Origin of the sequence: Polaribacter sp. P097 (genome assembly GCF_036864555.1) — a bacterium.
Lineage (GTDB): Bacteria > Bacteroidota > Bacteroidia > Flavobacteriales > Flavobacteriaceae > Polaribacter.
On the sequence record NZ_JAZETJ010000002.1, the window covers coordinates 624903 to 645599 of the forward strand.

The 20697-nt window shown below is 30.0% G+C and carries 19 protein-coding genes; 14 read left to right on the forward strand and 5 right to left on the reverse strand.

What is annotated here, in order from left to right; translation table 11 throughout:
• Positions 1-3: 3 nt before the first annotated feature.
• The 3 genes from V7R38_RS10120 to ribB all read left to right on the forward strand — a co-directional run bounded on the left by V7R38_RS10120 (position 4) and on the right by ribB (position 3313).
• The gene (locus tag V7R38_RS10120) at positions 4-660 is read left to right on the forward strand and encodes a LolA family protein (RefSeq protein ID WP_334058097.1); all 657 of its coding nucleotides are present in this window, start codon (positions 4-6) and stop codon (positions 658-660) included.
• 62 nt (positions 661-722) lie between these two features.
• Positions 723-2168 (forward strand): LptF/LptG family permease, encoded by a 1446-nt coding sequence (locus V7R38_RS10125; protein ID WP_334058099.1) that lies wholly within the window; start codon positions 723-725, stop codon positions 2166-2168.
• Between the two features lie 2 nt (positions 2169-2170).
• Positions 2171-3313 (forward strand): 3,4-dihydroxy-2-butanone-4-phosphate synthase, encoded by a 1143-nt coding sequence (gene ribB / locus V7R38_RS10130; RefSeq protein ID WP_334058101.1) that lies wholly within the window; start codon positions 2171-2173, stop codon positions 3311-3313.
• 68 nt (positions 3314-3381) lie between these two features.
• Here the strand turns inward: ribB and pepE are convergent, their stop codons facing one another.
• Positions 3382-4080, reverse strand: a complete 699-nt coding sequence (pepE, locus tag V7R38_RS10135; protein WP_334058103.1) for a dipeptidase PepE — start codon at positions 4078-4080, stop codon at positions 3382-3384.
• A gap of 137 nt (positions 4081-4217) precedes the next feature.
• Here pepE and V7R38_RS10140 point away from each other — a divergent pair, with 137 nt between their 5' ends.
• The 5 genes from V7R38_RS10140 (at position 4218) to V7R38_RS10160 (ending at position 10889) form a co-directional block, all read left to right on the forward strand.
• Entirely contained in the window at positions 4218-4994 is a 777-nt protein-coding gene (locus tag V7R38_RS10140) for a carboxypeptidase-like regulatory domain-containing protein (RefSeq protein ID WP_334058105.1), read from the forward strand.
• Positions 4995-5068: 74 nt separating this feature from the next.
• Complete coding sequence (locus V7R38_RS10145) at positions 5069-5878, forward strand: hypothetical protein (RefSeq protein WP_334058107.1); 810 nt, start codon at positions 5069-5071, stop codon at positions 5876-5878.
• A gap of 29 nt (positions 5879-5907) precedes the next feature.
• Positions 5908-6405 carry a DUF6702 family protein gene (locus V7R38_RS10150; RefSeq protein ID WP_334058109.1) on the forward strand — a complete coding sequence of 166 codons (498 nt, stop codon included), beginning with the start codon at positions 5908-5910 and terminating at the stop codon, positions 6403-6405.
• Positions 6406-6431: 26 nt separating this feature from the next.
• Complete coding sequence (locus V7R38_RS10155; RefSeq protein WP_334058111.1) at positions 6432-8543, forward strand: M1 family metallopeptidase; 2112 nt, start codon at positions 6432-6434, stop codon at positions 8541-8543.
• Between the two features lie 144 nt (positions 8544-8687).
• A complete protein-coding gene (locus tag V7R38_RS10160; protein WP_334058113.1) occupies positions 8688-10889 on the forward strand; it encodes a M1 family metallopeptidase in 2202 nt (733 codons plus the stop codon).
• 198 nt (positions 10890-11087) lie between these two features.
• Here V7R38_RS10160 and V7R38_RS10165 read toward each other — a convergent pair whose 3' ends face one another.
• Together V7R38_RS10165 and ytxJ are read right to left on the reverse strand one after the other, a co-directional pair.
• On the reverse strand, positions 11088-12638 hold the full coding sequence (locus tag V7R38_RS10165) for a DEAD/DEAH box helicase (protein WP_334058115.1): 1551 nt from the start codon (positions 12636-12638) through the stop codon (positions 11088-11090).
• 58 nt (positions 12639-12696) lie between these two features.
• A complete protein-coding gene (gene ytxJ, locus V7R38_RS10170) occupies positions 12697-13098 on the reverse strand; it encodes a bacillithiol system redox-active protein YtxJ (RefSeq protein WP_334058117.1) in 402 nt (133 codons plus the stop codon).
• Between the two features lie 164 nt (positions 13099-13262).
• Here ytxJ and clpB point away from each other — a divergent pair, with 164 nt between their 5' ends.
• Together clpB and V7R38_RS10180 are read left to right on the forward strand one after the other, a co-directional pair.
• Positions 13263-15869 (forward strand): ATP-dependent chaperone ClpB, encoded by a 2607-nt coding sequence (gene clpB / locus V7R38_RS10175; RefSeq protein ID WP_334058119.1) that lies wholly within the window; start codon positions 13263-13265, stop codon positions 15867-15869.
• Between the two features lie 87 nt (positions 15870-15956).
• Positions 15957-16454, forward strand: a complete 498-nt coding sequence (locus V7R38_RS10180) for a SixA phosphatase family protein (RefSeq protein WP_334058121.1) — start codon at positions 15957-15959, stop codon at positions 16452-16454.
• A 41-nt stretch (positions 16455-16495) separates the two neighbouring features.
• Here the strand turns inward: V7R38_RS10180 and V7R38_RS10185 are convergent, their stop codons facing one another.
• Positions 16496-17230 carry a DUF6503 family protein gene (locus tag V7R38_RS10185; RefSeq protein WP_334058123.1) on the reverse strand — a complete coding sequence of 245 codons (735 nt, stop codon included), beginning with the start codon at positions 17228-17230 and terminating at the stop codon, positions 16496-16498.
• Positions 17231-17335: 105 nt separating this feature from the next.
• Here V7R38_RS10185 and smpB point away from each other — a divergent pair, with 105 nt between their 5' ends.
• The 4 genes from smpB to V7R38_RS10205 all read left to right on the forward strand — a co-directional run bounded on the left by smpB (position 17336) and on the right by V7R38_RS10205 (position 20087).
• Complete coding sequence (gene smpB, locus V7R38_RS10190) at positions 17336-17797, forward strand: SsrA-binding protein SmpB (RefSeq protein WP_334058126.1); 462 nt, start codon at positions 17336-17338, stop codon at positions 17795-17797.
• The gene (locus V7R38_RS10195) at positions 17790-18368 is read left to right on the forward strand and encodes a Maf-like protein (protein ID WP_334058128.1); all 579 of its coding nucleotides are present in this window, start codon (positions 17790-17792) and stop codon (positions 18366-18368) included. Before smpB ends, V7R38_RS10195 begins: the two co-directional genes overlap by 8 nt.
• Positions 18369-18481: 113 nt before the next feature.
• On the forward strand, positions 18482-19435 hold the full coding sequence (locus tag V7R38_RS10200; protein ID WP_334058130.1) for a transketolase family protein: 954 nt from the start codon (positions 18482-18484) through the stop codon (positions 19433-19435).
• A 49-nt stretch (positions 19436-19484) separates the two neighbouring features.
• Positions 19485-20087: a porin family protein gene (locus tag V7R38_RS10205; RefSeq protein ID WP_334058132.1), complete on the forward strand. Its 603-nt coding sequence runs from the start codon at positions 19485-19487 to the stop codon at positions 20085-20087.
• Between the two features lie 60 nt (positions 20088-20147).
• Here the strand turns inward: V7R38_RS10205 and bcp are convergent, their stop codons facing one another.
• Positions 20148-20600: a thioredoxin-dependent thiol peroxidase gene (bcp, locus tag V7R38_RS10210; protein WP_334058134.1), complete on the reverse strand. Its 453-nt coding sequence runs from the start codon at positions 20598-20600 to the stop codon at positions 20148-20150.
• Between the last annotated feature and the right edge of the window lie 97 nt (positions 20601-20697).

Genomic DNA, 20697 nt, shown 5'->3' on the forward strand with positions numbered 1-20697 from the left:
AACATGAGAAAACTAGTAGTATTATTTTTAAGCTTGTTTATTACAAGTGTAACTTTTTCACAAAACTCTTTAGAGGCAAAAGCTTTATTAGATGAAGTGTCTACTAAAATGTCTGCTTATAACAATATGTTTATTGGTTTTAGCCAGACTTTAAGTAATGAAGAAGCAGGTATTGAAGAAGGTGATGAACCACCAATTAGAGGTGAAATTAATTTAAAAGGAGAAAAATACAGTTTACTGTATTTAGGTAATCGTTTTATTTACGATGGTAAAAAATTATATGTCATTAACAATGAAGAAAAAGAAATTTCAACTTCAGAGGGTGATATGAATGCAGATGATGGTTTTATTTATCCTTCTAAATTATTAAGCTTTTATAAAGAAGGTTACAATTTTGAAATGGGAAAATTAAAAAATGTTAACGGTAGAAAAATACAGTACGTAACTTTAAACCCTATTGATAGCGATTCAGATATTGTAAAAGTAGAATTAGGTATAGATGCAAAAACTAAACACATTTATAAGTTAATTCAAACTGGTTCTAATGGCGCAAAAACAAGTTTTACAATTACAACGTTTAAAAGTAATCAGCCAATTTCTGATAGCTTTTTTAAGTTTGATGAACAAAAATATCTAAATCAAAACTACACAATTGATTAATTATTTCAATTAACAGAAAATTAGTAGCATCTTAATATTTAAGGTGCTATTTTTGTTTTTTTATGAAAATTTTAGATAAATACATCTTAAAGAGCTTTCTAGTTCCTTTTATTGCTACCTTTCTAATTGTATTGTTTGTATTGGTAATGCAAGCTTTATGGCAAGCTTTCGAAAACATTGCTGGTAAAGGAATTAGCGTTATTTTCATACTTAAATTTTTATATTATACTACCTTAATGATTATACCTCAAGCATTACCAATTGGTGTGCTTTTATCATCAATAATGGCTTTAGGTAATCTTGGTGAAAACTATGAATTTGCAGCTGCAAAATCAGCAGGTGTTTCCTTACAAAGATTGGTTAGACCCATTGGAATTTTAGCTATTGCTTTAAGCGGACTTAACTTTCTGTTTTTGAATAATGTTTTTCCTTATGCAAATTTAAAACAGCGAAATCTCTATTTAAATATCAAAAAGAAAAAGCCAGCTTTAGCTTTAGTTCCTGGTAGTTTTAATGCAGATATACCTGGCTATCAGATTAAATTTGATGAAAAGTATGGAGAAGAAGAAAACTTGCTTAAAAAAGTTTTAATCTACGATTTAACGAGTAACAGAGGTAATCAAAAAGTAATTACAGCAGAAAGTGGGAAAATAGTTACAGAAGAAGGTAGTAGATATATGACCTTTATTTTATACAATGGTAATTATTATGAGGAGCATGTAAAATCTGCTAGAACCACTATAAAACGTAAAAAAATGGCAGCTTCGAGTGCCACTTTTAAAGAATACGAATTTAATATTGATATTGGAGATACTTTAGATGAAGGTCAATTAGATTCTATCAATTCAGCAACAATACCAATGATGCTAACCTTAGATCAAATTAAGGATACTATACCAATGTTAAAGGATAATTATGATGAAATTTTAGGTTTACGTGCTAAAAACATTTTTATCAGTACTTCTGCTAAAGATTTATATGAATATCCTGACTCTTTAAAAAACAAATCGTTAGACAGCACTATAATTGACAATTTTGAACTTCAAGAGAAAATAACAATTCTAAACTCTGCTGTTACCAAAACAACTAGAGTTGTAAGTACAATAAATAATAATTTAGATAGCATAAAATGGAATCGAAAAATGGTGAATTTTTATGACACAGAATACTACAATAGAGTTGCTTTTTCATTATCGTGTGTAATCCTATTTTTTATAGGAGCACCTTTAGGTTCTATTATTAGAAAAGGAGGTTTTGGACTACCAATGATTTTAGCAATTGCAGTTTATGTGCTGTATTTCTTTACCAATACTTTTGGTAAAAACTTAGCCGAAGAAAGCTCGATAACTTCTATTCTAGGCTCCTGGATATCAGCAATTTTAATGATTCCATTAGCAATTTTATTAACCAATAGAGCAACAAAAGATAAAGGAATTTTCAATTTAAATTCTTTCTTACAACCAGTGACTAATTTTTTCAAAAAAATACTACCTAAAAAAGGTAATTAGATATGACAACAAATTCAGCAAATCAAACACAACTTAACACTATTGAAGAAGCAATAAATGATATCAGAAATGGTAAAGTTATTATTGTGGTAGATGATGAAAACAGAGAAAATGAAGGTGATTTTTTAGCGGCAGCTGAAAAAGTAACTCCAGAGATGGTAAATTTTATGGCAACTCATGGTAGAGGCTTAATTTGCACACCATTAACCGAAAATCGTTGTAAAGAGTTAGAGCTTGGAATGATGGTAAATAATAACACTGACCCTATGGAAACTGCGTTTACGGTTTCTGTAGATTTAAGAGGTAAAGGTGTTACAACTGGAATATCGGCTTCAGACAGGGCATTAACCATTAATGCTTTAATTGATAAAGAAACAAAACCTTTTGATTTGGCTAGACCTGGTCATATTTTTCCTTTAAAGGCAAAAGAAGGTGGCGTTTTAAGAAGAACAGGTCATACAGAAGCAGCTATAGATTTTGCAAGGTTAGCAGGTTTACAACCAGCAGGAGTTATTGTAGAAATCATGAACGAAGATGGTACCATGGCTCGTTTACCACAATTACTAAAGGTTGCAGAAAAATTCGATATAAAAATTGTTTCTATAGAAGATTTAGTGGCCTACAGAATGGAACACGATTCTTTAATTGAAAAGAAAGAAGACTTTGAAATTGAAACACGTTTTGGTAAATTTCGTTTAAGGGCTTACCAACAAACTACTAATAATCAAGTACATATAGCTTTAACAAAAGGATCTTGGACCAATGAAGATGGAGTTTTAACAAGAATAAATTCTACTTTAGTAAATAATGATATACTTGGTACACTAACCAATAATGCAGATAAGAAATTAGATCAAATGTTTCAGGTTGTAAATGATGAAGGTAAAGGTGCAATCTTATTTATCAATCAGCAAAATCAGTCTAAAAACTTATTGAGCAGATTAAATATTTTGAAAGAAAATCAGAAGAATGGTGAATTAAAAGCACCTGGGATTGCAATGGACCAAAGAGACTTTGGAATTGGAGCTCAAATTTTACATGATTTAAATATCAGCAAATTAAAACTATTAACTAATAACCAACAAGCCAAAAGAGTTGGTATGATTGGTTACGGTTTAGAAATTGTTGATTACGTAACTTATTAAGACAAGAAAAGGGATAATTAAAATTATCCCTTTTTTATTGTTCTGTTGTTACTACTACCCTACTATTTTTATATAGAAATTTCACCTATTCCTAACTCAACAGGTTTTTTATCTTTTTCAAATAACCTTGCAGTATAATTTCCTTTTAAAGTTATTGTTTCACCTATTACTTCTAACCAACTACCTTCTCTTAAGCCTAAAACAGCAGTTTCATTAAATACATGAAATTCTTTAATTCTAGTTTCTCGAGTTTCACCCATATGTTTTGTACCTTCTATTGGGTCTAAATAATGAGCATTGATATTAAAAGGTATACAACCTAAAGTCTTAAAACTGGGAGGATACACAATTGGCATATCATTAGTATTTTTCATATTGACACCACAAATATTACTTCCTGCACTTGTGCCTAAATAAGGTGTGCCATTCTCCAATACTTTTTTTAAAGTTTCTAAAATATCATTTTTATATAGCTGATTCACCAATTCAAAAGTATTTCCACCTCCAGTAAAAATACCTTCAGCATTTTGTATTGCTTCTATGGGATTTTTATAGCCATGAATACCTTCTATTTCAATTCCTATTTTTTGAAAAGCTTCTTTAGCAATATTAGTGTATGCATCATAAGAAATTCCACTTGGTCTTGCATAAGGAATAAATAAGATTGTTTTTACATCACTAAAGAGAGACTTTAATGTTGGTAACAGATATTCTAAATAACTACCACCATAAATGGTAGATGTGCTTGCTATAATCATTTTCTTCATAGCTCAAAAATAAGTCATTTTTTATGGATTGCAATTCTTAATTTCATCATAAAAAGTAGCAGAAACGTAACCTGTTAACAAAATTTTATCAGTGTCTTAATAGAATTTTAAGAGGACTAGGCATTTTCTTTGTTTCAATGAAAAATCAACTACTACTCTACCTTTTATTTATATCTTGGTTTTCTTTTGGGCAAGATGCTCAAAAAATTATATCAGGAAAAATTCTATTTCAAGAAAATACAATTCCAGATGTACACATCATCAACAAAAATACAAATCAAGGCACAGCTTCAGATGATTTTGGTGTTTTTCAAATTCCAGTTTCTTTAAACGATACTTTATTTATTTCGCATATAAATCTAGAAAAAAAAGAAGCGGTTATTACTGAAGATATTTATGCAAAAAAATCTATAACCATTGATTTACAAGAAAAAGTAAATGAATTAAATGAAATAACATTTGAAAGATCTACAGGAATATTTTATTTAGATAAGCAATACATAAAATCACCAACCGTAAATGCAAAAACGCTTAATTTACCATATGCCAATACTAAGGTTGAAAAAGATACAAAAATTGTAAATGCAACACTTACAAGCGCTTCAGTAAGCCTAGATAATTTAATTGGCGCTTTAAACGGAAGTAAAAAAAGAAAAAGAATGTTAAAAAAACTTACCTATGAAGATAAAATGTTAGCCAGCATTAGAAGGCATTACACAGATGATTTTTTTATTACAGACTTAAATATTAAGCAAGACAACATCAATGTATTCCTGAACTATTGTTTTAAGAAAAACATCATCACTCTTTTTAAAAAGGATGATAAAATTAAAGTTACAGCAATTTTAATGAGAGAAAGCAAAACATTTCCTCAAAAGAATAAGACTGAACTTAGTTTACTTCAAAAAAACTAATTTTTATAAAAATTGTATTAAAATATTGCGTAATTTTCAAGGTAGTTACAAGTACAACTTAGCCTAATAAATCTATGAAAAGAAGTATACTGTTTTCTATATTAATGCTAGCTGTAGTCTTTACAGCAAATTCTCAAAGTAAAAGATATATTATTACTGGTAAGATTACAGATTCTTTAGGTGTAATTAAAAACGCAAATATCATAAATTTAAATACATATCAAGGTACATTTTCTAGTGATCAAGGTTTGTATAGAATTTTTGTTTCTAAAGGAGATACGTTAAGGGTTTCATCTATACAATACAAGGCAAAAAAGATTTTTATTTCAGAAGAAATTATAGATAAACGAGAACTTGATATAAAATTAAATACAAATGTTTACACGTTAGATGAATTCGAGCTTAAAAGAAATCAATTGTTAGGAAGATTAGGTATAGATACTAAAGATGTTCCTAGAGATGTACAAGATTCTTTATTAAGAAAAGTAATGGATTTTTCTAATGTGAACTTTAAAGAAAAAGATTTTACCATAGACGAAATAAAAAAAGCCAAACCACCATTAGTAAATACTATGGAAGGCGCAATGCCAATGGCTGGTACAGGAGCCAAAATAGGAATGCCATTTAAGCATTCAGAACGTTTATGGGCATTAAGAAATAAACTAAATCAGAAAAGACAATTCCCTTATAAGATAATGTCTGAATTGGGAGAAAAATTCTTTTTTGATGAATTAAAAATTCCTATTGAAAACTACTTTCATTTCTTAGAATACTGCAATCCTTTAGGTATAGAAGATTTACACAAGGAAAATAGAATGCTAGAACTAATAAAAATATTAAGGGCAGAAAGCGTCTCTTACCTTAAAATCATAAAAAATGAGTAATTTGGCTCAATAATTGTTTTTAGCTTTTTATGAAATTAAAAATACACTTGCTATTATTTATAGCACTTCCACTACTCTCTTTTACAGCACATAAATATTACCTTAGTTTAACACAAATAAATTATAAGAGCGAAGCGAAAGCTGTTCAAATAATTATTAATGTTTTTATGGATGATATAGAGCTTGCGTTAAACAAAGATTTTGATATTGATTTGCAGCTAACCACCAAAAGAGAATTAAAAAACAATGATGTTTACTTTGAAAAATACCTTAAAAACAAACTCGCTTTTAAAGTAGATGGTAAAGAAAAAAACTTTAATTATCTTGGCAAAGAATATGATGGAGATTTAGTATTTTTTTACTTAGAAATAGAAAACATCAATAAAGTAAATAGCATAGATGTTTCTAATAAAATACTTATCGAACATTTTCCAAAACAACAGAACTTAATTAAATCTAAAGTTGGTAAAAAAAACAAAAGTGTTTTACTTACAAAAGAAGAAAGTTCTACCTTATTAGAATATTAATTTAAACAAACCCAAAATCAACATTTATGAAAAAATTTGGATTAGTAATGCTTTCATTTTTGTTTGCAGCCACAACATATGGCCAAATAACAAAACAAGGGCATGTAAATACAAATAAGTTTAAGCAATTAAAGCAAGAATTACCCACACCAAACTTAGAAAGAACTGCTTCTGGTAAACCTGGTAAAGAATACACCCAGCAGAAAGTAGATTATGTAATGGATATTGTTTTAGATGATGCCAATACAAAAATTACAGGTTCAGAAACTATTACCTACCACAACAATTCTAAAGATGATTTAGAATATCTATGGGTACAATTAGACCAGAATATGAGAGCTGCAGATTCTAAAACCCCAGATATTTCTCCTAATTCTATTCCTAAAAAAATTAGTAAAAACAGATTTAACAGAGCTTTTCCTGAAGAGCGTTTTGATGGCGGATTTAATATAATGAGTGTTACTAATAAAGATGGTAGTGCATTATCACACACTATTAATCAAACTATGATGCGCATTAATTTAGAAGAGCCTTTAGCTTCTGGAGATACTTTCGAATTTAATATTTCTTGGTGGTACAACATCAACAATCATAGAAAAGATGGTGGTAGATCTGGTTATGAGCACTTTACTGAAAATGATAATAACAACTATGTAATAGCACAATTCTACCCAAGAATGTGTGTTTATGACAATGTAGAAGGTTGGCAAAATGATCAATTTTGGGGAAGAAGTGAATTCGCCTTAGAATTTGGAGATTTTACAGTAAATATTACAGTGCCTGAAGATCATATGTTGGGAGCAACAGGAGTTTTACAAAATCCAAAAGAGGTTTTTTCAAAGAAAGAATTAAAAAGAAGAGAAAAAGCTAGAAAAAGTTTTGATAATCCTGTAGTAATTAGAACTCAAGAAGAAGCTGAAAAAATTGAAAAGTCAAAAGCAACAAAGACAAAAACTTGGAAGTTTATTGCTGAAAACGTACGTGATTATGCCTTTGCAACATCAAGAAAATTTATATATGATGCAATGGCTGTAGACATTAATGGTAAAACAGTAATGGCAGAATCTTTATACTCTAAAGAAGCAAACCCTTTGTATGGTGACCATTCTACAAGAGCTGCAGCCCAAACATTAAAAACGTATTCTAAATATACGTTTGATTATCCTTACCATAAAGCAATTTCTGTAGATGGACAAATGGGAATGGAATATCCGCAAATATGTTTCAATCCTGGAAGACCAGATTTACCAGATGGTGGTTATTCAGACAGAATGAAATACAGAATGATTAAAGTTACCATGCACGAAGTTGGGCATAACTTTTTTCCTATGATTGTAAATTCAGACGAAAGACAATGGACGTGGATGGATGAAGGTTTAAATTCTTATATGGAAATGTTAGCTGAGCTAGATTATGACAAAGATTTTCCTATTGTAAGAGGTTATCCAAAAAATATTGTAAGATACATGTCTGGAGATCAATCAAGAATTGCTCCAATTATGTCTAAGGGAGATAATGTATATAGTTTTGGTTCTAACGCTTATGGTAAACCAGCAACAGCATTATGGATTTTAAGAGAAACAATTATGGGTAAAGAATTGTTTGATCATGCATTTAAAACATATTCTCAAAGATGGATGTTTAAACACCCATCTCCAGCAGATTTCTTTAGAACTATGGAAGATGCTTCTGGTATAGATCTAGATTGGTTTTGGAGAGGTTGGTTCTATACTACTGATGTTACAGATATTGGTGTAAAAGGAGTTAAAAAATACGCTACTAAAGAAGAGGGCAACACAGTAGAATTTGTAGAAGATACTTCTGCAGGATTAGGTTTTGCCAGTAATCAAGATAAATATCACTATGAAATTACGTATGAAAAACCTGGTGGTTTAGTAATGCCAATTATCGTAGAATTTACCTATAAAGATGGTAGTAAAGAAAAGAAAACATATCCTGCTCAAATTTGGAGATATAATGACAAAGAAGTAACCAAAGTATTTACTTCATCTAAGCAAATAGAAAGCATTATGATTGACCCAGATTTAGAAACTGCAGATGTAGATGTTTCGAACAATTCTTTTCCAAGAGAAAAAGCAAACAAGTTCGATAAATTTAAACAGAAAATGAAAGGATAAAAGCTATCCAATTCTAAGAAAAAGGCAATATGTTATCATATTGCCTTTTTTTTATGATAAAGGTTTGTTAAAATTTTTAACATTTTAGTAAAATCGTACTAATTATCAGTAATTTTATGGCTAGTTAAATTCAAATCAATACAAATGAAAAAAATCTCTTTACTAGTTTTTTCTTTATTTTTTATTGCAACAGCTTCTGTAGCTCAAGAGCAAAAAGAAAAAAAGAAAACACAACTAGGTCACACTGATGAAAACAAATTTAGGCAACTAAAAGATGTTTTAGCAACTCCAAATGATCAGCATGCAGCATCAGGTGCTCCTGGACATCAATACTTTCAGCAGAAGGTAGATTATGTTATGGACATTCGTTTAGACGAAGCTAATAACAAAATTTATGGTAATGAAAATATTACTTACTACAATAACTCTAAAGACGATTTAGAATATTTATGGGTACAATTAGATCAAAACATGAGAGCAGATGACTCTAAAACGCCTTTGGCAAGATCTAATTCTGCAGCTGCTTTTATTACTCCAGACAACTTTAAAACTTCATATATGAATGAAGGTAAAGGATTTGGATTTAATATAGAAAGTGTAATGACAGGTGGTAAACCTTTATCTCACTTTATCAATAGAACTATGATGCGTATTAATTTACCAAAAGCATTAGCTCCTGGTGAAACGTTTGAGTTTAGTATTAAATGGAATTACAAAATAAATGATATCAACAAAGATGGTGGTCGTTCAGGATTAGAATCTTTTGATGATGGTAACAATAACTATACAATTGCTCAGTTTTTTCCAAGATTGGCAGTGTATAACAATGTTGAAGGTTGGCAAAATATGCAATTCTGGGGTAGATCTGAGTTTGCTTTAGAATTTGGAGATTACGAAGTTAATCTTACAGTGCCTGCAGATCATATTGTAGAAGCTACAGGAACGTTACAAAACGAAAAAGATGTTCTAACAAGAACTCAGCGTAAACGTTATGCTAAAGCTAGAAAAAGTTTTGATAACCCAGTTTTAATTGTAACACAAGAAGAAGCTGAAAAAGCAGAAAAAGGACGTGCAACAGGAACTAAAACTTGGAAGTTCAAAGCTGAAAAAGTTAGAGATTTCGCATTTGCAACATCAAGAAAATATATTTGGGATGCAATGGCTGTAAACGTAAATGGTAACACAATTATGGCTACATCATTATATCCTAAAGAAGGTAACCCATTATGGGAAGAGCACTCAACAAGAGCTGTAGCTACAACTTTAATAGAGTATTCAAAGTTAACTTTCGATTATCCTTATCCTAAAGCTGTTTCTGTACATTCAGAAAGACAAGGAATGGAGTACCCAATGATTTGTTTCAATTTTGGTCGTCCAAATCCTAATGGAACTTATTCAGACAGAACTAAAAAAGGAATGTTAGGTGTAATTATACACGAAGTTGGTCATAACTTCTTCCCAATGATTGTTAATTCTGATGAAAGACAATGGACTTGGATGGATGAAGGATTAAATTCTTTCGTAGAAATTTTAGCTGAAGATGTTTATGATGCAGAATTATTTGCTTCTAATCCAGCAAAAGATATCACAAGATATATGGGTGGAGATCAGTCTAACATCTCTCCTATTATGTCTCAAGGAGATTACGTAAAACAATTCGGACCAAATGCATACTCTAAGCCAGCTGCTGGTTTATACATGTTACGTAAAACAATTATGGGACCAGAATTATTTGATCATGCCTTTAGAACATATTCTCAAAGATGGATGTTTAAACACCCAACACCAGAAGATTTCTTTAGATCTATGGAAGATGCTTCAGGTATGGATTTAGATTGGTTCTGGAGAGGATGGTTCTATACTACAGATGTTACAGACATAGGTATTAAAGAAGTTAAGCCTTTATATTTAACAGATAAGCCAAGTGAAAGAGTTACTAAGTTAAAAGCACAATACAAGCAGTATTTTGATAATTTAGGACCTTTAGTTTACATTACAGATAAAAAAGAAGATGCAAACCCAAATGCTATGGATCAATATGCAAATGGTATAGAAGTACCTTCTTACATTTACTCTGTTGAGTTTGAAAAACCAGGAGGTTTAGTAATGCCATTAATCGTTGAATTAACGTATGCTGATGGTTCTACTAAAAGAGAAACTTTCCCAGCTCAAATCTGGATGAGAGATGACAATACTGTAAAGAGAGTATTCTCTTCTACACAAGAAATTAAAAGTATCAAAGTAGATCCAGATATGGAAACTGCAGATGTTGATACTTCTAATAACAGCTGGCCTAAGCCAGAAGCTGATAAATTTGATCAGTTTAAAAATAAGACAAAAGGATAAGAAACTTTTTGTTATTTGAACACAGAAAAACCTCGCAATTTGCGAGGTTTTTTATTTAAAGGTATTTTCTAACTTTAAAGGATAGAAATAAAACTTGAATAGCAATAGTTAAGAAATAATGGTTGCCATAATTTATGATAGATAAATAGCTAAAAAAATGGCATAAAAAAACGCTGAATAATCAGCGTTTTTTTTATTTTATTCTTCAATTGGTGGATGACCAAAAATCTTCTCATACTCCTCATCAAAATTTTCTCTTAGATAAGAATTTAGCTTTTTTCTGTAATCATCTTTTAACCAGGTTACAAAGTTGTGCGTACTTTTTGAAATACATTTTGCATACCTATTTATTCTATCATCTATCTCCTCTCCTAGCATTTTAGCTAAAATTAATGCATCAAAAACGTCTTCACTATTTTCTATACACATTTTGGCATGATGAGCTATAGATTTCTCTAAAACTCGCTTAGAAGATTCACCAGATCTAATAGTATCTATGTAAACAGCTTTCATATCAAAATAAGTGTCTTCAGATTTTGCAAACTCCTTTTTAATATCTGCAGGTAATTCATATCTAAAAGTACTTTCTATTTCTTCATCAGAAAGAATGGCATTTAAATAGTAATCTGGAGCTCTAAACATTTTTTGCCAATCTAAATCTGCTCCCCAGGGTCCAAATCTGTAGAAATTGTTTCCTAAATCTACAACATCAAAGGTATTCTTATCACCAAAAATACGTGAACCACGACCAATCATCTGATAATATAAGGTTAACGATTTTGTAGCTCTATTTAAAATAATAGCCTCTATACTTGGTTCATCAAAACCTGTTGTTAAGATACTTACAGAAGTAATTATAGCATTTGGTGTTTTATGAAACCATCTAAGAATTAACTCTCTTTCTTTTTTGGTATTGGTATTGTCTAAATGTGCAATTGGGTATCCTGCTTTTTTAAACGCATGAAACACTTGTATAGACGTATTAATACCATTGTTAAATATTAAAGTCTTTTTACCCTTTGCTGTTTCTTCATAAGCAGAAACTAACTTGGTTAACATATCTGTATTGGTATACAAATCTTCAGAAGATTTTACGGTATAATCTCCATTTGCACCAACCTCTAAAGATGTTAATCCTACATTATAAGAGTACATGTTAGCTCTAGCTAAATAACCATTATCTATTAAATCTTGTATAGACTCACCTACAAACAATTCTTGATAGTTCTCATACATTGGTAATTTAATGTTAGAACTTAATGGTGTTGCTGTAACTCCCAAAATAAAAGAGTCGTTAAAAAACTTAAATATTTTTGTGAAAGAATTGTAATGCGCCTCATCAACAATTACTAAACCAATATCAGAGATATCTAGTTTTTCATCGTTTAAACGGTTCTTTAAAGTTTCAACCATTGCAACAAAACATTCAAAATCATGCTGATCATCAAGTTTTGCTGTAGAATTGATAATTTTATTACGTACACCAAACTCCTTTAACATTCTAGAAGTTTGTTTACTTAATTCAATTCTATGGGTAAGTACTAAAACTTTCTTTTTAAAAGTTTTAATGTAACGTCTTACAATTTCTGAGAAAATTACAGTTTTTCCACCTCCTGTTGGTAATTGATATAATAAATGATAGTCTTTTGGTGCGCTTTCAAATCTTTGAAATATTTCTTGAAGTGCATCTTTTTGATAACCATATAGTTCTTTACCTACAATCTTTTCTGAAGTACTGTTTTCTGCCAAAATTTTAAAAATTTAAGATACAAAAATAAGACTTAATTAAGGTTTAATGCAAGTTTACCTATACAAATTTGGTTAAATCCGTTAAAGTAATGTCATAATGAGAGGCATTAAATACAGAAACTTCATTTTTAACCACAATTAGTTGTGGTGATTGATGCATAACTTGAAACGTATAACCAACCTCATCAGAAATGTTTCGATATCTTAATAAATCTAAATAGTAAACCTTTAAACTTTCATGTTCCTCTTTAAAAAGCTTTTCAAATTGTTTAATTACCATACTACTAATTCCACATCTAGTAGAATGCTTAAAAATTAAAACTGATTCTGTTTTTGAAAGATGCTTAATTTCTTCTAATTGATTCAAATCGGTTAAAGGAATCCAATTTAAATGTGACTTTTTTTCAGGTTTAGAATTACCTTTATCATTACCTCCAAACATATTATTAAATAAACCCATAGCTCGTATTTATAAATTCGAAGCACAAATATACAAAACAAAACCAGTCAAAAAGTCAGTAATAGCAAGCATTTTAAAGACAAAATGACTGTTTTTTTTAACTAAATTTATGATGGTACTACTATTGCTATAAACACTATGAAAATTGAAAATAAAAATTGAAAATGAATTTTAATAACTATACAACAAAATCACAAGAGACCATTCAAATGGCGCAACAAATTGCGCAAGGTTATGGTCATAATCAAATAGAAAATGAGCATATTTTTAAAGCCTTAATTCAGGTAGATGAAAATGTATTACCTTTTCTATTGAAGAAATTGAATATTAATATTGGCTTAGTTACACAAATTTTAGATAAGCAATTAGAGAGTTTACCTAAAGTTTCAGGAGCAGAATTAATGTTATCCAGAGAAGCTGGAACTAGTTTAAATGAAGCATCAATCATTGCTAAAAATATGAAAGATGATTATGTTTCTATAGAACACTTAATTTTAGCAATTTTTAAGTCTAAAAGTAAAATTGCCCAGGTTTTAAAAGACCAAGGAGTTCATGAAAAAGATTTAAAAGCAGCCATTGAAGAGTTAAGAAAAGGAGAAAATGTGACTTCGCAAAACCAGGAAGAAACTTACAATTCTTTGAATAAATATGCTAAAAATTTGAATCAACTTGCTCAAGAGAACAAGTTAGATCCTGTTATTGGTAGAGATGAAGAAATTAGAAGACTTCTTCAAATTTTATCTCGAAGAACTAAGAATAACCCTATTTTAGTTGGTGAACCAGGTACTGGTAAAACAGCAATTGCAGAAGGTTTAGCTCATAGAATTGTAGATGGTGATGTACCAGAAAACCTAAAAGATAAATTAATTTTTTCTTTAGATATGGGCGCATTAATTGCTGGTGCAAAATATAAAGGTGAATTTGAAGAGCGTTTAAAAGCAGTAATTAAAGAGGTTACAACTTCTGAAGGTGACATTGTTTTATTCGTTGACGAAATTCATACTTTAGTTGGTGCTGGAGGTGGACAAGGTGCAATGGATGCTGCAAATATTTTAAAACCTGCTTTAGCTAGAGGAGAATTGCGTGCAATAGGTGCCACGACTTTAGATGAATATCAAAAATATTTTGAAAAAGACAAAGCGTTAGAACGTAGATTTCAAAAAGTACAGGTAAATGAGCCAGATACAGAAAGTGCTATTTCTATTCTTAGAGGAATTAAAGAAAAGTACGAAACACACCATAAAGTTCGCATTAAAGATGAAGCCATTATTGGTGCTGTAGAATTATCTCAAAGATATATTACCAACCGTTTTTTACCAGATAAAGCCATAGATTTAATGGATGAGGCTGCATCTAAATTACGAATGGAAATCAACTCTAAACCAGAAGAATTAGATGTGTTAGATAGAAAAGTAATGCAGTTAGAGATAGAGATTGAAGCCATTAAACGTGAAAAAGACGAAGTAAAATTAAAATCTTTACGCTCAGATTTAGCTAATTTAAAAGAAGAGCGTAATGAAATTAATGCAAAATGGAAGTCTGAAAAAGAGGTTGTAGATAATATTCAAAATACCAAGGCCGCTATTGAAGATTTTAAATCTGAAGCTGAAAAAGCAGAACGTGAAGGAGATTATGGAAAAGTTGCTGAAATTAGATATGGTAAAATTAAAAAAGCACAAGAAGATTTAGAAGCTTATCAAAAGGTTTTGCAAGAAAATCAGAATGAAAAATCTTTAATTAAAGAAGAAGTGACTTTAGATGATATTGCAGAGGTTGTAGCAAAATGGACTGGAATTCCTGTTACTAAAATGATACAATCTGAACGCGAAAAGCTTCTGAAATTAGAAGATCAATTACACAAAAGAGTTGTTGGCCAGGAAGAAGCAATTGTAGCTATTTCTGATGCAGTTAGAAGATCTAAAGCAGGCTTACAAAACCCTAACAAACCTATAGGAAGTTTTTTATTCTTAGGTACAACAGGAGTTGGTAAAACTGAGTTAGCAAAAGCTTTAGCTGAATATCTTTTTGATGATGAAAATGCGATGACAAGAATAGATATGAGCGAGTATCAAGAACGTCATTCTGTGAGTAGATTAGTTGGTGCACCTCCTGGTTATGTTGGTTATGATGAAGGAGGACAATTAACTGAGGCTGTTAGAAGAAAACCATACTCTGTAGTGCTTTTAGATGAAATTGAAAAAGCACATCCAGACACTTTTAATGTACTTCTACAAGTTTTAGACGAAGGTAGATTAACAGATAATAAAGGTAGAGTTGCAGATTTCAAAAATGCAATAATTATCATGACATCAAATATGGGAAGTCATATTATACAAGAAAAATTCTCTGATCCTAAAGCAGATTTAGATGCTGTAACTGAATTGGCCAAAATTGAAGTTTTAGGTTTATTAAAGAAGTCTGTAAGACCTGAATTTTTAAACAGAATAGATGATGTTATTATGTTCACACCTTTAAATAAAGCAGATATATTTGAAATTGTAAAATTACAAATAGATCAACTAAAGAAGATGATTGGCAAGCAAGAAATTACTTTAGACGCTACAGATGAAGCGATTACATATTTAGCCCAAAAAGGATTTCAACCAGAATTTGGAGCTAGACCTGTAAAAAGAGTTATTCAGAAAGAAGTGTTGAATCAACTTTCTAAAGAAATTTTGGCAGGTAGAATTACAACAGATAGTATTATTTTATTAGATGCATTTGATGATAAATTAGTTTTTAGAAATCAATCTGATTTAGTTGAAAATTAATAGTGTATTAGATTAATTTGTAAAAAGTGATGTTTGAAAAAACATCACTTTTCTTTTTTAAGTATATTAGCAGCAAACCTATCTATTATGAAGAAATTTTTTCTACTTTTTATATTTTCTTTCACGCTATTTTTTAGCTGTACACCAGATGAAACCACAACTTATTACTTAATTCGTCATTCAGAAAAAGAAAGAATAAATCCTAGAGATAGAAATCCGAACTTAAATATAGAAGGTGAAAAAAGAGCTCAGAATTGGTCTGAGTATTTTAAAGACATAACAATTGATGCTGTCTATTCTACCAATTACAATAGAACCATACAAACTGCTACTCCAACTGCCTTAAGTAAAAATTTAAAGGTAGACACCTATGACCCAAGTAATATGTATGACTCTGTTTTTCAAAAAAACACCAAAGGAAAATCGATTTTAATAGTTGGCCATAGTAATACTACACCTGCTTTTGTAAACAAAATTTTAGGCGAAAACAAATATGAGAGTTTATCTGATGATGATAATGCTACGTTATTTATAGTTACCATTAAAGGAGATGATGTAACAAGCGAATCAAAAAAGGTTGAATAATTTTTCAACAAAATAATTTATAAAAAATTGATTTTTAGAGGTTAATAATCAACTTCTATATCTTCAAGTATTATTTCAGATACCTTTTGCAACTCGTTGTTTTCTAATGCAATATCTAAATCTATTAATTTAGAATCTATAGCTATTGGTTTGTAATTATAGTAATCTACAAAACGAATTCCTTTAACAGAACATTGCTCTTTTAATACACGAAATCTTTTTCCTCCTCCATTTGTTTCATAGGCATAAGCCAAGTAATCTATCAGAAAATTCTCTTGGTTTATCCAATAGATAAAAACATCATTAAAGTCTTCTCCTCCTCCATTTTCATCAAAAGTAATTTCTACTTTATAGTAAGGAATACCTTTAACAGTTCTAGAAGGTAATAACCTTTTGTAAACTGCTTTATCATTTAAACTAAAAGGTAACACAGAAAAATAATGGACAGAATTTATAGAGTTACTATAAGTCGTTATCATAGAATCTATAACCTTTGTAGGTTTTTTATTGATTAACCTTTCGTAGGCAGTATTCGAAATAGACTCATCTATATCTAACGAATCTTGCTTAAAACTTCTGTACAGTTTAAAAATTCCGTTTTTACGAACTGCTCTGTATTTTTTATCTCTAAAACGAAAAGATATTTCAGAGTTAGCAACCTTATCTGCTCCAGAAGCAATAATACTTTTATCAATAATTTCTTGAGCAGATAACTCCACTTTTTCAGATTTACAAGACACCAAGAAAACGATAAAAAGAAAAGATAAAAAACGCATGAAATTAATTTCTTATGAAAATTAGTACTTATGAAACGTCAAATTTACATTTCTTTCTCTAATCTAATAATGTATCTTTGTATAAATTAAAAAGTAGACTTAGAATTGCAGAAAAAAATAAACATTCAGAATAAAAAAGCACGTTTCGAATTTGAAATTTTAGACAAATATGTTGCTGGAATTCAATTAACTGGAACAGAAATTAAATCAATAAGACAAAGTCAGGCTAGAATTACTGAAAGTTTCTGTGAATTTAATGAACGTGGAGAATTGTTTATTGTAAATATGTATATCAAAGAATATATGTATGGTAATCACTTTAATCACAAGCCAAAAAGCGAAAGACGTTTACTTTTAAACAAGCGTGAATTAAAAAGTTTAAAAAAGGATGTTGAAGCTAAAGGAAATACAATAGTACCCTTAAAACTATTTATAAATGAAAGAGGGTTTGCAAAGCTAGAAATTGCACTTGCAAAAGGTAAACAAACCCATGATAAGCGAAATGTTATTAAAGATAGAGATAATAAAAGAGATTTAGCAAGAATTAAGAAAAGCTTCAATGCTTAGAGAAAAACTTCAAAATTACAACATCATTTTAGCTTCAGGCTCACCTAGAAGACAGCAGTTTTTTAAGGATTTAGATATCGATTTTAAAATTGACTTGAAACCTGTGGATGAAGTTTATCCTTTAGAATTAAAAGGTTCAGAAATAACAGATTACTTAGCAGATTTAAAATCTAAAGCTTTTGCAGTATTAAAAGAAAATGATGTTTTAATTACTTCTGATACTATAGTTTGGTTAAATGAGAAAGCATTAGGTAAACCAAAAAATGAAGATGACGCTTTTCAAATGCTAAAAGAGTTATCAAACACCACTCATGAAGTTATTACCTCTATTAGCATCAAAACAAAAAATAGTCAGAAAATTATAAACGATGTAACCACAGTTACGTTCAAAGCTCTTTCTGATGACGAAATTAATTACTACATAAAAAACTACAAACCTTTTGATAAAGCAGGTGCTTATGGCATTCAAGAATGGATAGGTTTTATAGGAATTTACAAAATTGAAGGAAGCTATTTTAATGTAGTTGGTTTGCCTGTTCATAAATTGTATGATGAATTAATGAACCTGTAATTTAAACTTCCTCACAAACTGTTAAAAAGTCTTCTTTCTTATCTTTAAAATAACAAGTCTAAAGAAAAATAAAAGTTTATTTTTACCAAAATTTTTACAATAATATATTTATAATGAAAAAATATACATACACAGAAAAAAAAGATACACGTTCAGGCTTTGGAGATGGTCTAACTGAGTTAGGTAGAACAAATCCAAACGTAGTTGCTTTATGTGCAGATTTAATTGGTTCTTTAAAGATGGATCAATTTATTAAAGAAAATCCAGAACGTTTTTTTCAAGTAGGTATTGCAGAAGCAAACATGATTGGTATTGCTGCTGGTTTAACAATAGGTGGTAAAATACCATTTACAGGTACATTTGCTAACTTTTCTACTGGTAGAGTTTATGATCAAATAAGACAATCTGTTGCTTATTCTGGTAAAAATGTAAAAGTATGTGCATCTCATGCAGGAGTTACTTTAGGTGAAGATGGAGCTACACACCAAATATTAGAAGATATTGGTTTAATGAAAATGTTACCAGGAATGACAGTTATTAATCCTTGTGATTACAACCAAACCAAAGCTGCTACATTGGCAATTGCTGATTTTGAAGGACCTGTTTACTTGCGTTTTGGAAGACCAAAAGTACCTGTATTTATGCCTGATGACGCAAAATTTGAAATAGGTAAAGGTATTCAGTTAACTGAAGGTACAGACGTAACCATTGTTGCAACTGGCCATTTAGTGTGGGAATCTTTACAAGCAGCAGAACAGTTAGAAGCAGAAGGAATATCTGCAGAAGTTATTAATATACACACAATCAAGCCTTTAGACGAAGAAATTATTTTGAAATCTATTGCTAAAACTGGTTGTATTGTAACTGCAGAAGAGCATAACAAATTAGGAGGTTTGGGTGAAAGTGTTGCAAGAACACTAGCTTTAAACACACCTACACCACAAGAATTTGTAGCAACCAACGATACATTTGGTGAATCTGGAACACCTGCTCAATTAATGGCAAAATACGGTTTAGATGCAGATGCAGTAGTAAAAGCTGTTAAAAAAGTAATTTCTAGAAAATAAATACGTTTATTATAAAGATTTATTCAATTAATAACTAAATAAATATATTATGAAAAAAGTAATTTTAGTAGTTTTTTTAGCCTTAGGGTTAAGTCAAGTTTCTAATGCTCAAATTAATTTTGGTATTAAAGGAGGTATTAACTACAATAACAATGGAGATTTAACTTTATCATCTGCAGGAAATGACATTATAAATGGAGCCGATTCTAAATCTGGTTTTCATGCAGGTGTTTGGTTTAGAGGTAAACTACCAATTTTAGGCTTATATCTAAGACCAGAACTTGTTTATACTCAAGTAAAAAGTGAGTATACTTACAAAAGTGCTGCAACTGATTATGACTTTAAAAAATTAGATGTGCCTGTTTTATTAGGTAAAAAAGTTCTAGGTTTTGGTAATGTATTTATAGGTCCATCTTTTCAATATATAATTGAAGATAATTTTAGCTTCTCTGATTTATCATCAGATGATTTTGATAAATTCTCAGTAGGTATGCAAATGGGGTTTGGTGTTGAATTTGGTAAAGTAGGATTAGATGTTCGTTGGGAAAGAGGTTTATCTGATTCTGAAGCAAGATTTACAGACAATAACACAAATATTACAGTAGACAACAGAACTAATCAAATTATTTTTGGTTTATCATTACAACTATAATCAATTCAAAATTGATAAAAAAAAAAGAGGAAGCTAATTGCTTCCTTTTTTTTTTGTAGCTTATCCAAGTATTTGCTCTGAATGCGCTTTAGTTTTTACTTTAGAAATAACTTCTTCTATTTTACCCTCTTCGTCTATAATAAAAGTGGTTCTATGAATTCCATCATACTCTCTACCCATAAATTTTTTAGGGCCCCAGACACCGAATGCATTTATTACAGATTTATCTTCATCTGCCAATAAAGGAAATTTTAATTCATTCTTATTGATAAAATTCTGTTGTCTTTTGGCAGAATCTGCACTTACACCTAAAACATCATAACCTTTACTTAAAAAGGTTTCATAATTATCACTTAGATTACAAGCTTCTGCAGTACAACCTGGAGTACTCGCTTTTGGATAAAAGAAAAGCACCAATTTTTTACCTGCATAATCAGCTAATTTAATGGTATTTCCTTCTTGGTCTTTTGCTTCAAATTGAGGAGCATTATCCCCTACTTTTAATGATGTCATTACTTTTGTTTTAGCATTAATAAAGTGGAAAGTTATAAAGTAAAATCGATACTAAAAACTTTTTACTTTGCAACTTATAAATCTTTAGAAACTTTTA

Bases quoted from the DNA above. Each gene is read 5' to 3' on its own strand.
- V7R38_RS10160 (WP_334058113.1), top strand. From the start codon at position 8,688: ATGAAAAAAATCTCTTTACTAGTTTTTTCTTTATTTTTTATTGCAACA.
- pepE (WP_334058103.1), bottom strand. From the start codon at position 4,080: ATGAAGAAAATGATTATAGCAAGCACATCTACCATTTATGGTGGTAGT.
- V7R38_RS10155 (WP_334058111.1), top strand. From the start codon at position 6,432: ATGAAAAAATTTGGATTAGTAATGCTTTCATTTTTGTTTGCAGCCACA.
- V7R38_RS10185 (WP_334058123.1), bottom strand. From the start codon at position 17,230: ATGCGTTTTTTATCTTTTCTTTTTATCGTTTTCTTGGTGTCTTGTAAA.
- V7R38_RS10205 (WP_334058132.1), top strand. From the start codon at position 19,485: ATGAAAAAAGTAATTTTAGTAGTTTTTTTAGCCTTAGGGTTAAGTCAA.
- V7R38_RS10125 (WP_334058099.1), top strand. From the start codon at position 723: ATGAAAATTTTAGATAAATACATCTTAAAGAGCTTTCTAGTTCCTTTT.
- clpB (WP_334058119.1), top strand. From the start codon at position 13,263: ATGAATTTTAATAACTATACAACAAAATCACAAGAGACCATTCAAATG.
- V7R38_RS10180 (WP_334058121.1), top strand. From the start codon at position 15,957: ATGAAGAAATTTTTTCTACTTTTTATATTTTCTTTCACGCTATTTTTT.
- ytxJ (WP_334058117.1), bottom strand. From the start codon at position 13,098: ATGGGTTTATTTAATAATATGTTTGGAGGTAATGATAAAGGTAATTCT.
- V7R38_RS10195 (WP_334058128.1), top strand. From the start codon at position 17,790: ATGCTTAGAGAAAAACTTCAAAATTACAACATCATTTTAGCTTCAGGC.
- V7R38_RS10140 (WP_334058105.1), top strand. From the start codon at position 4,218: ATGAAAAATCAACTACTACTCTACCTTTTATTTATATCTTGGTTTTCT.
- V7R38_RS10145 (WP_334058107.1), top strand. From the start codon at position 5,069: ATGAAAAGAAGTATACTGTTTTCTATATTAATGCTAGCTGTAGTCTTT.
- ribB (WP_334058101.1), top strand. From the start codon at position 2,171: ATGACAACAAATTCAGCAAATCAAACACAACTTAACACTATTGAAGAA.
- V7R38_RS10150 (WP_334058109.1), top strand. From the start codon at position 5,908: ATGAAATTAAAAATACACTTGCTATTATTTATAGCACTTCCACTACTC.
- V7R38_RS10200 (WP_334058130.1), top strand. From the start codon at position 18,482: ATGAAAAAATATACATACACAGAAAAAAAAGATACACGTTCAGGCTTT.
- V7R38_RS10120 (WP_334058097.1), top strand. From the start codon at position 4: ATGAGAAAACTAGTAGTATTATTTTTAAGCTTGTTTATTACAAGTGTA.
- bcp (WP_334058134.1), bottom strand. From the start codon at position 20,600: ATGACATCATTAAAAGTAGGGGATAATGCTCCTCAATTTGAAGCAAAA.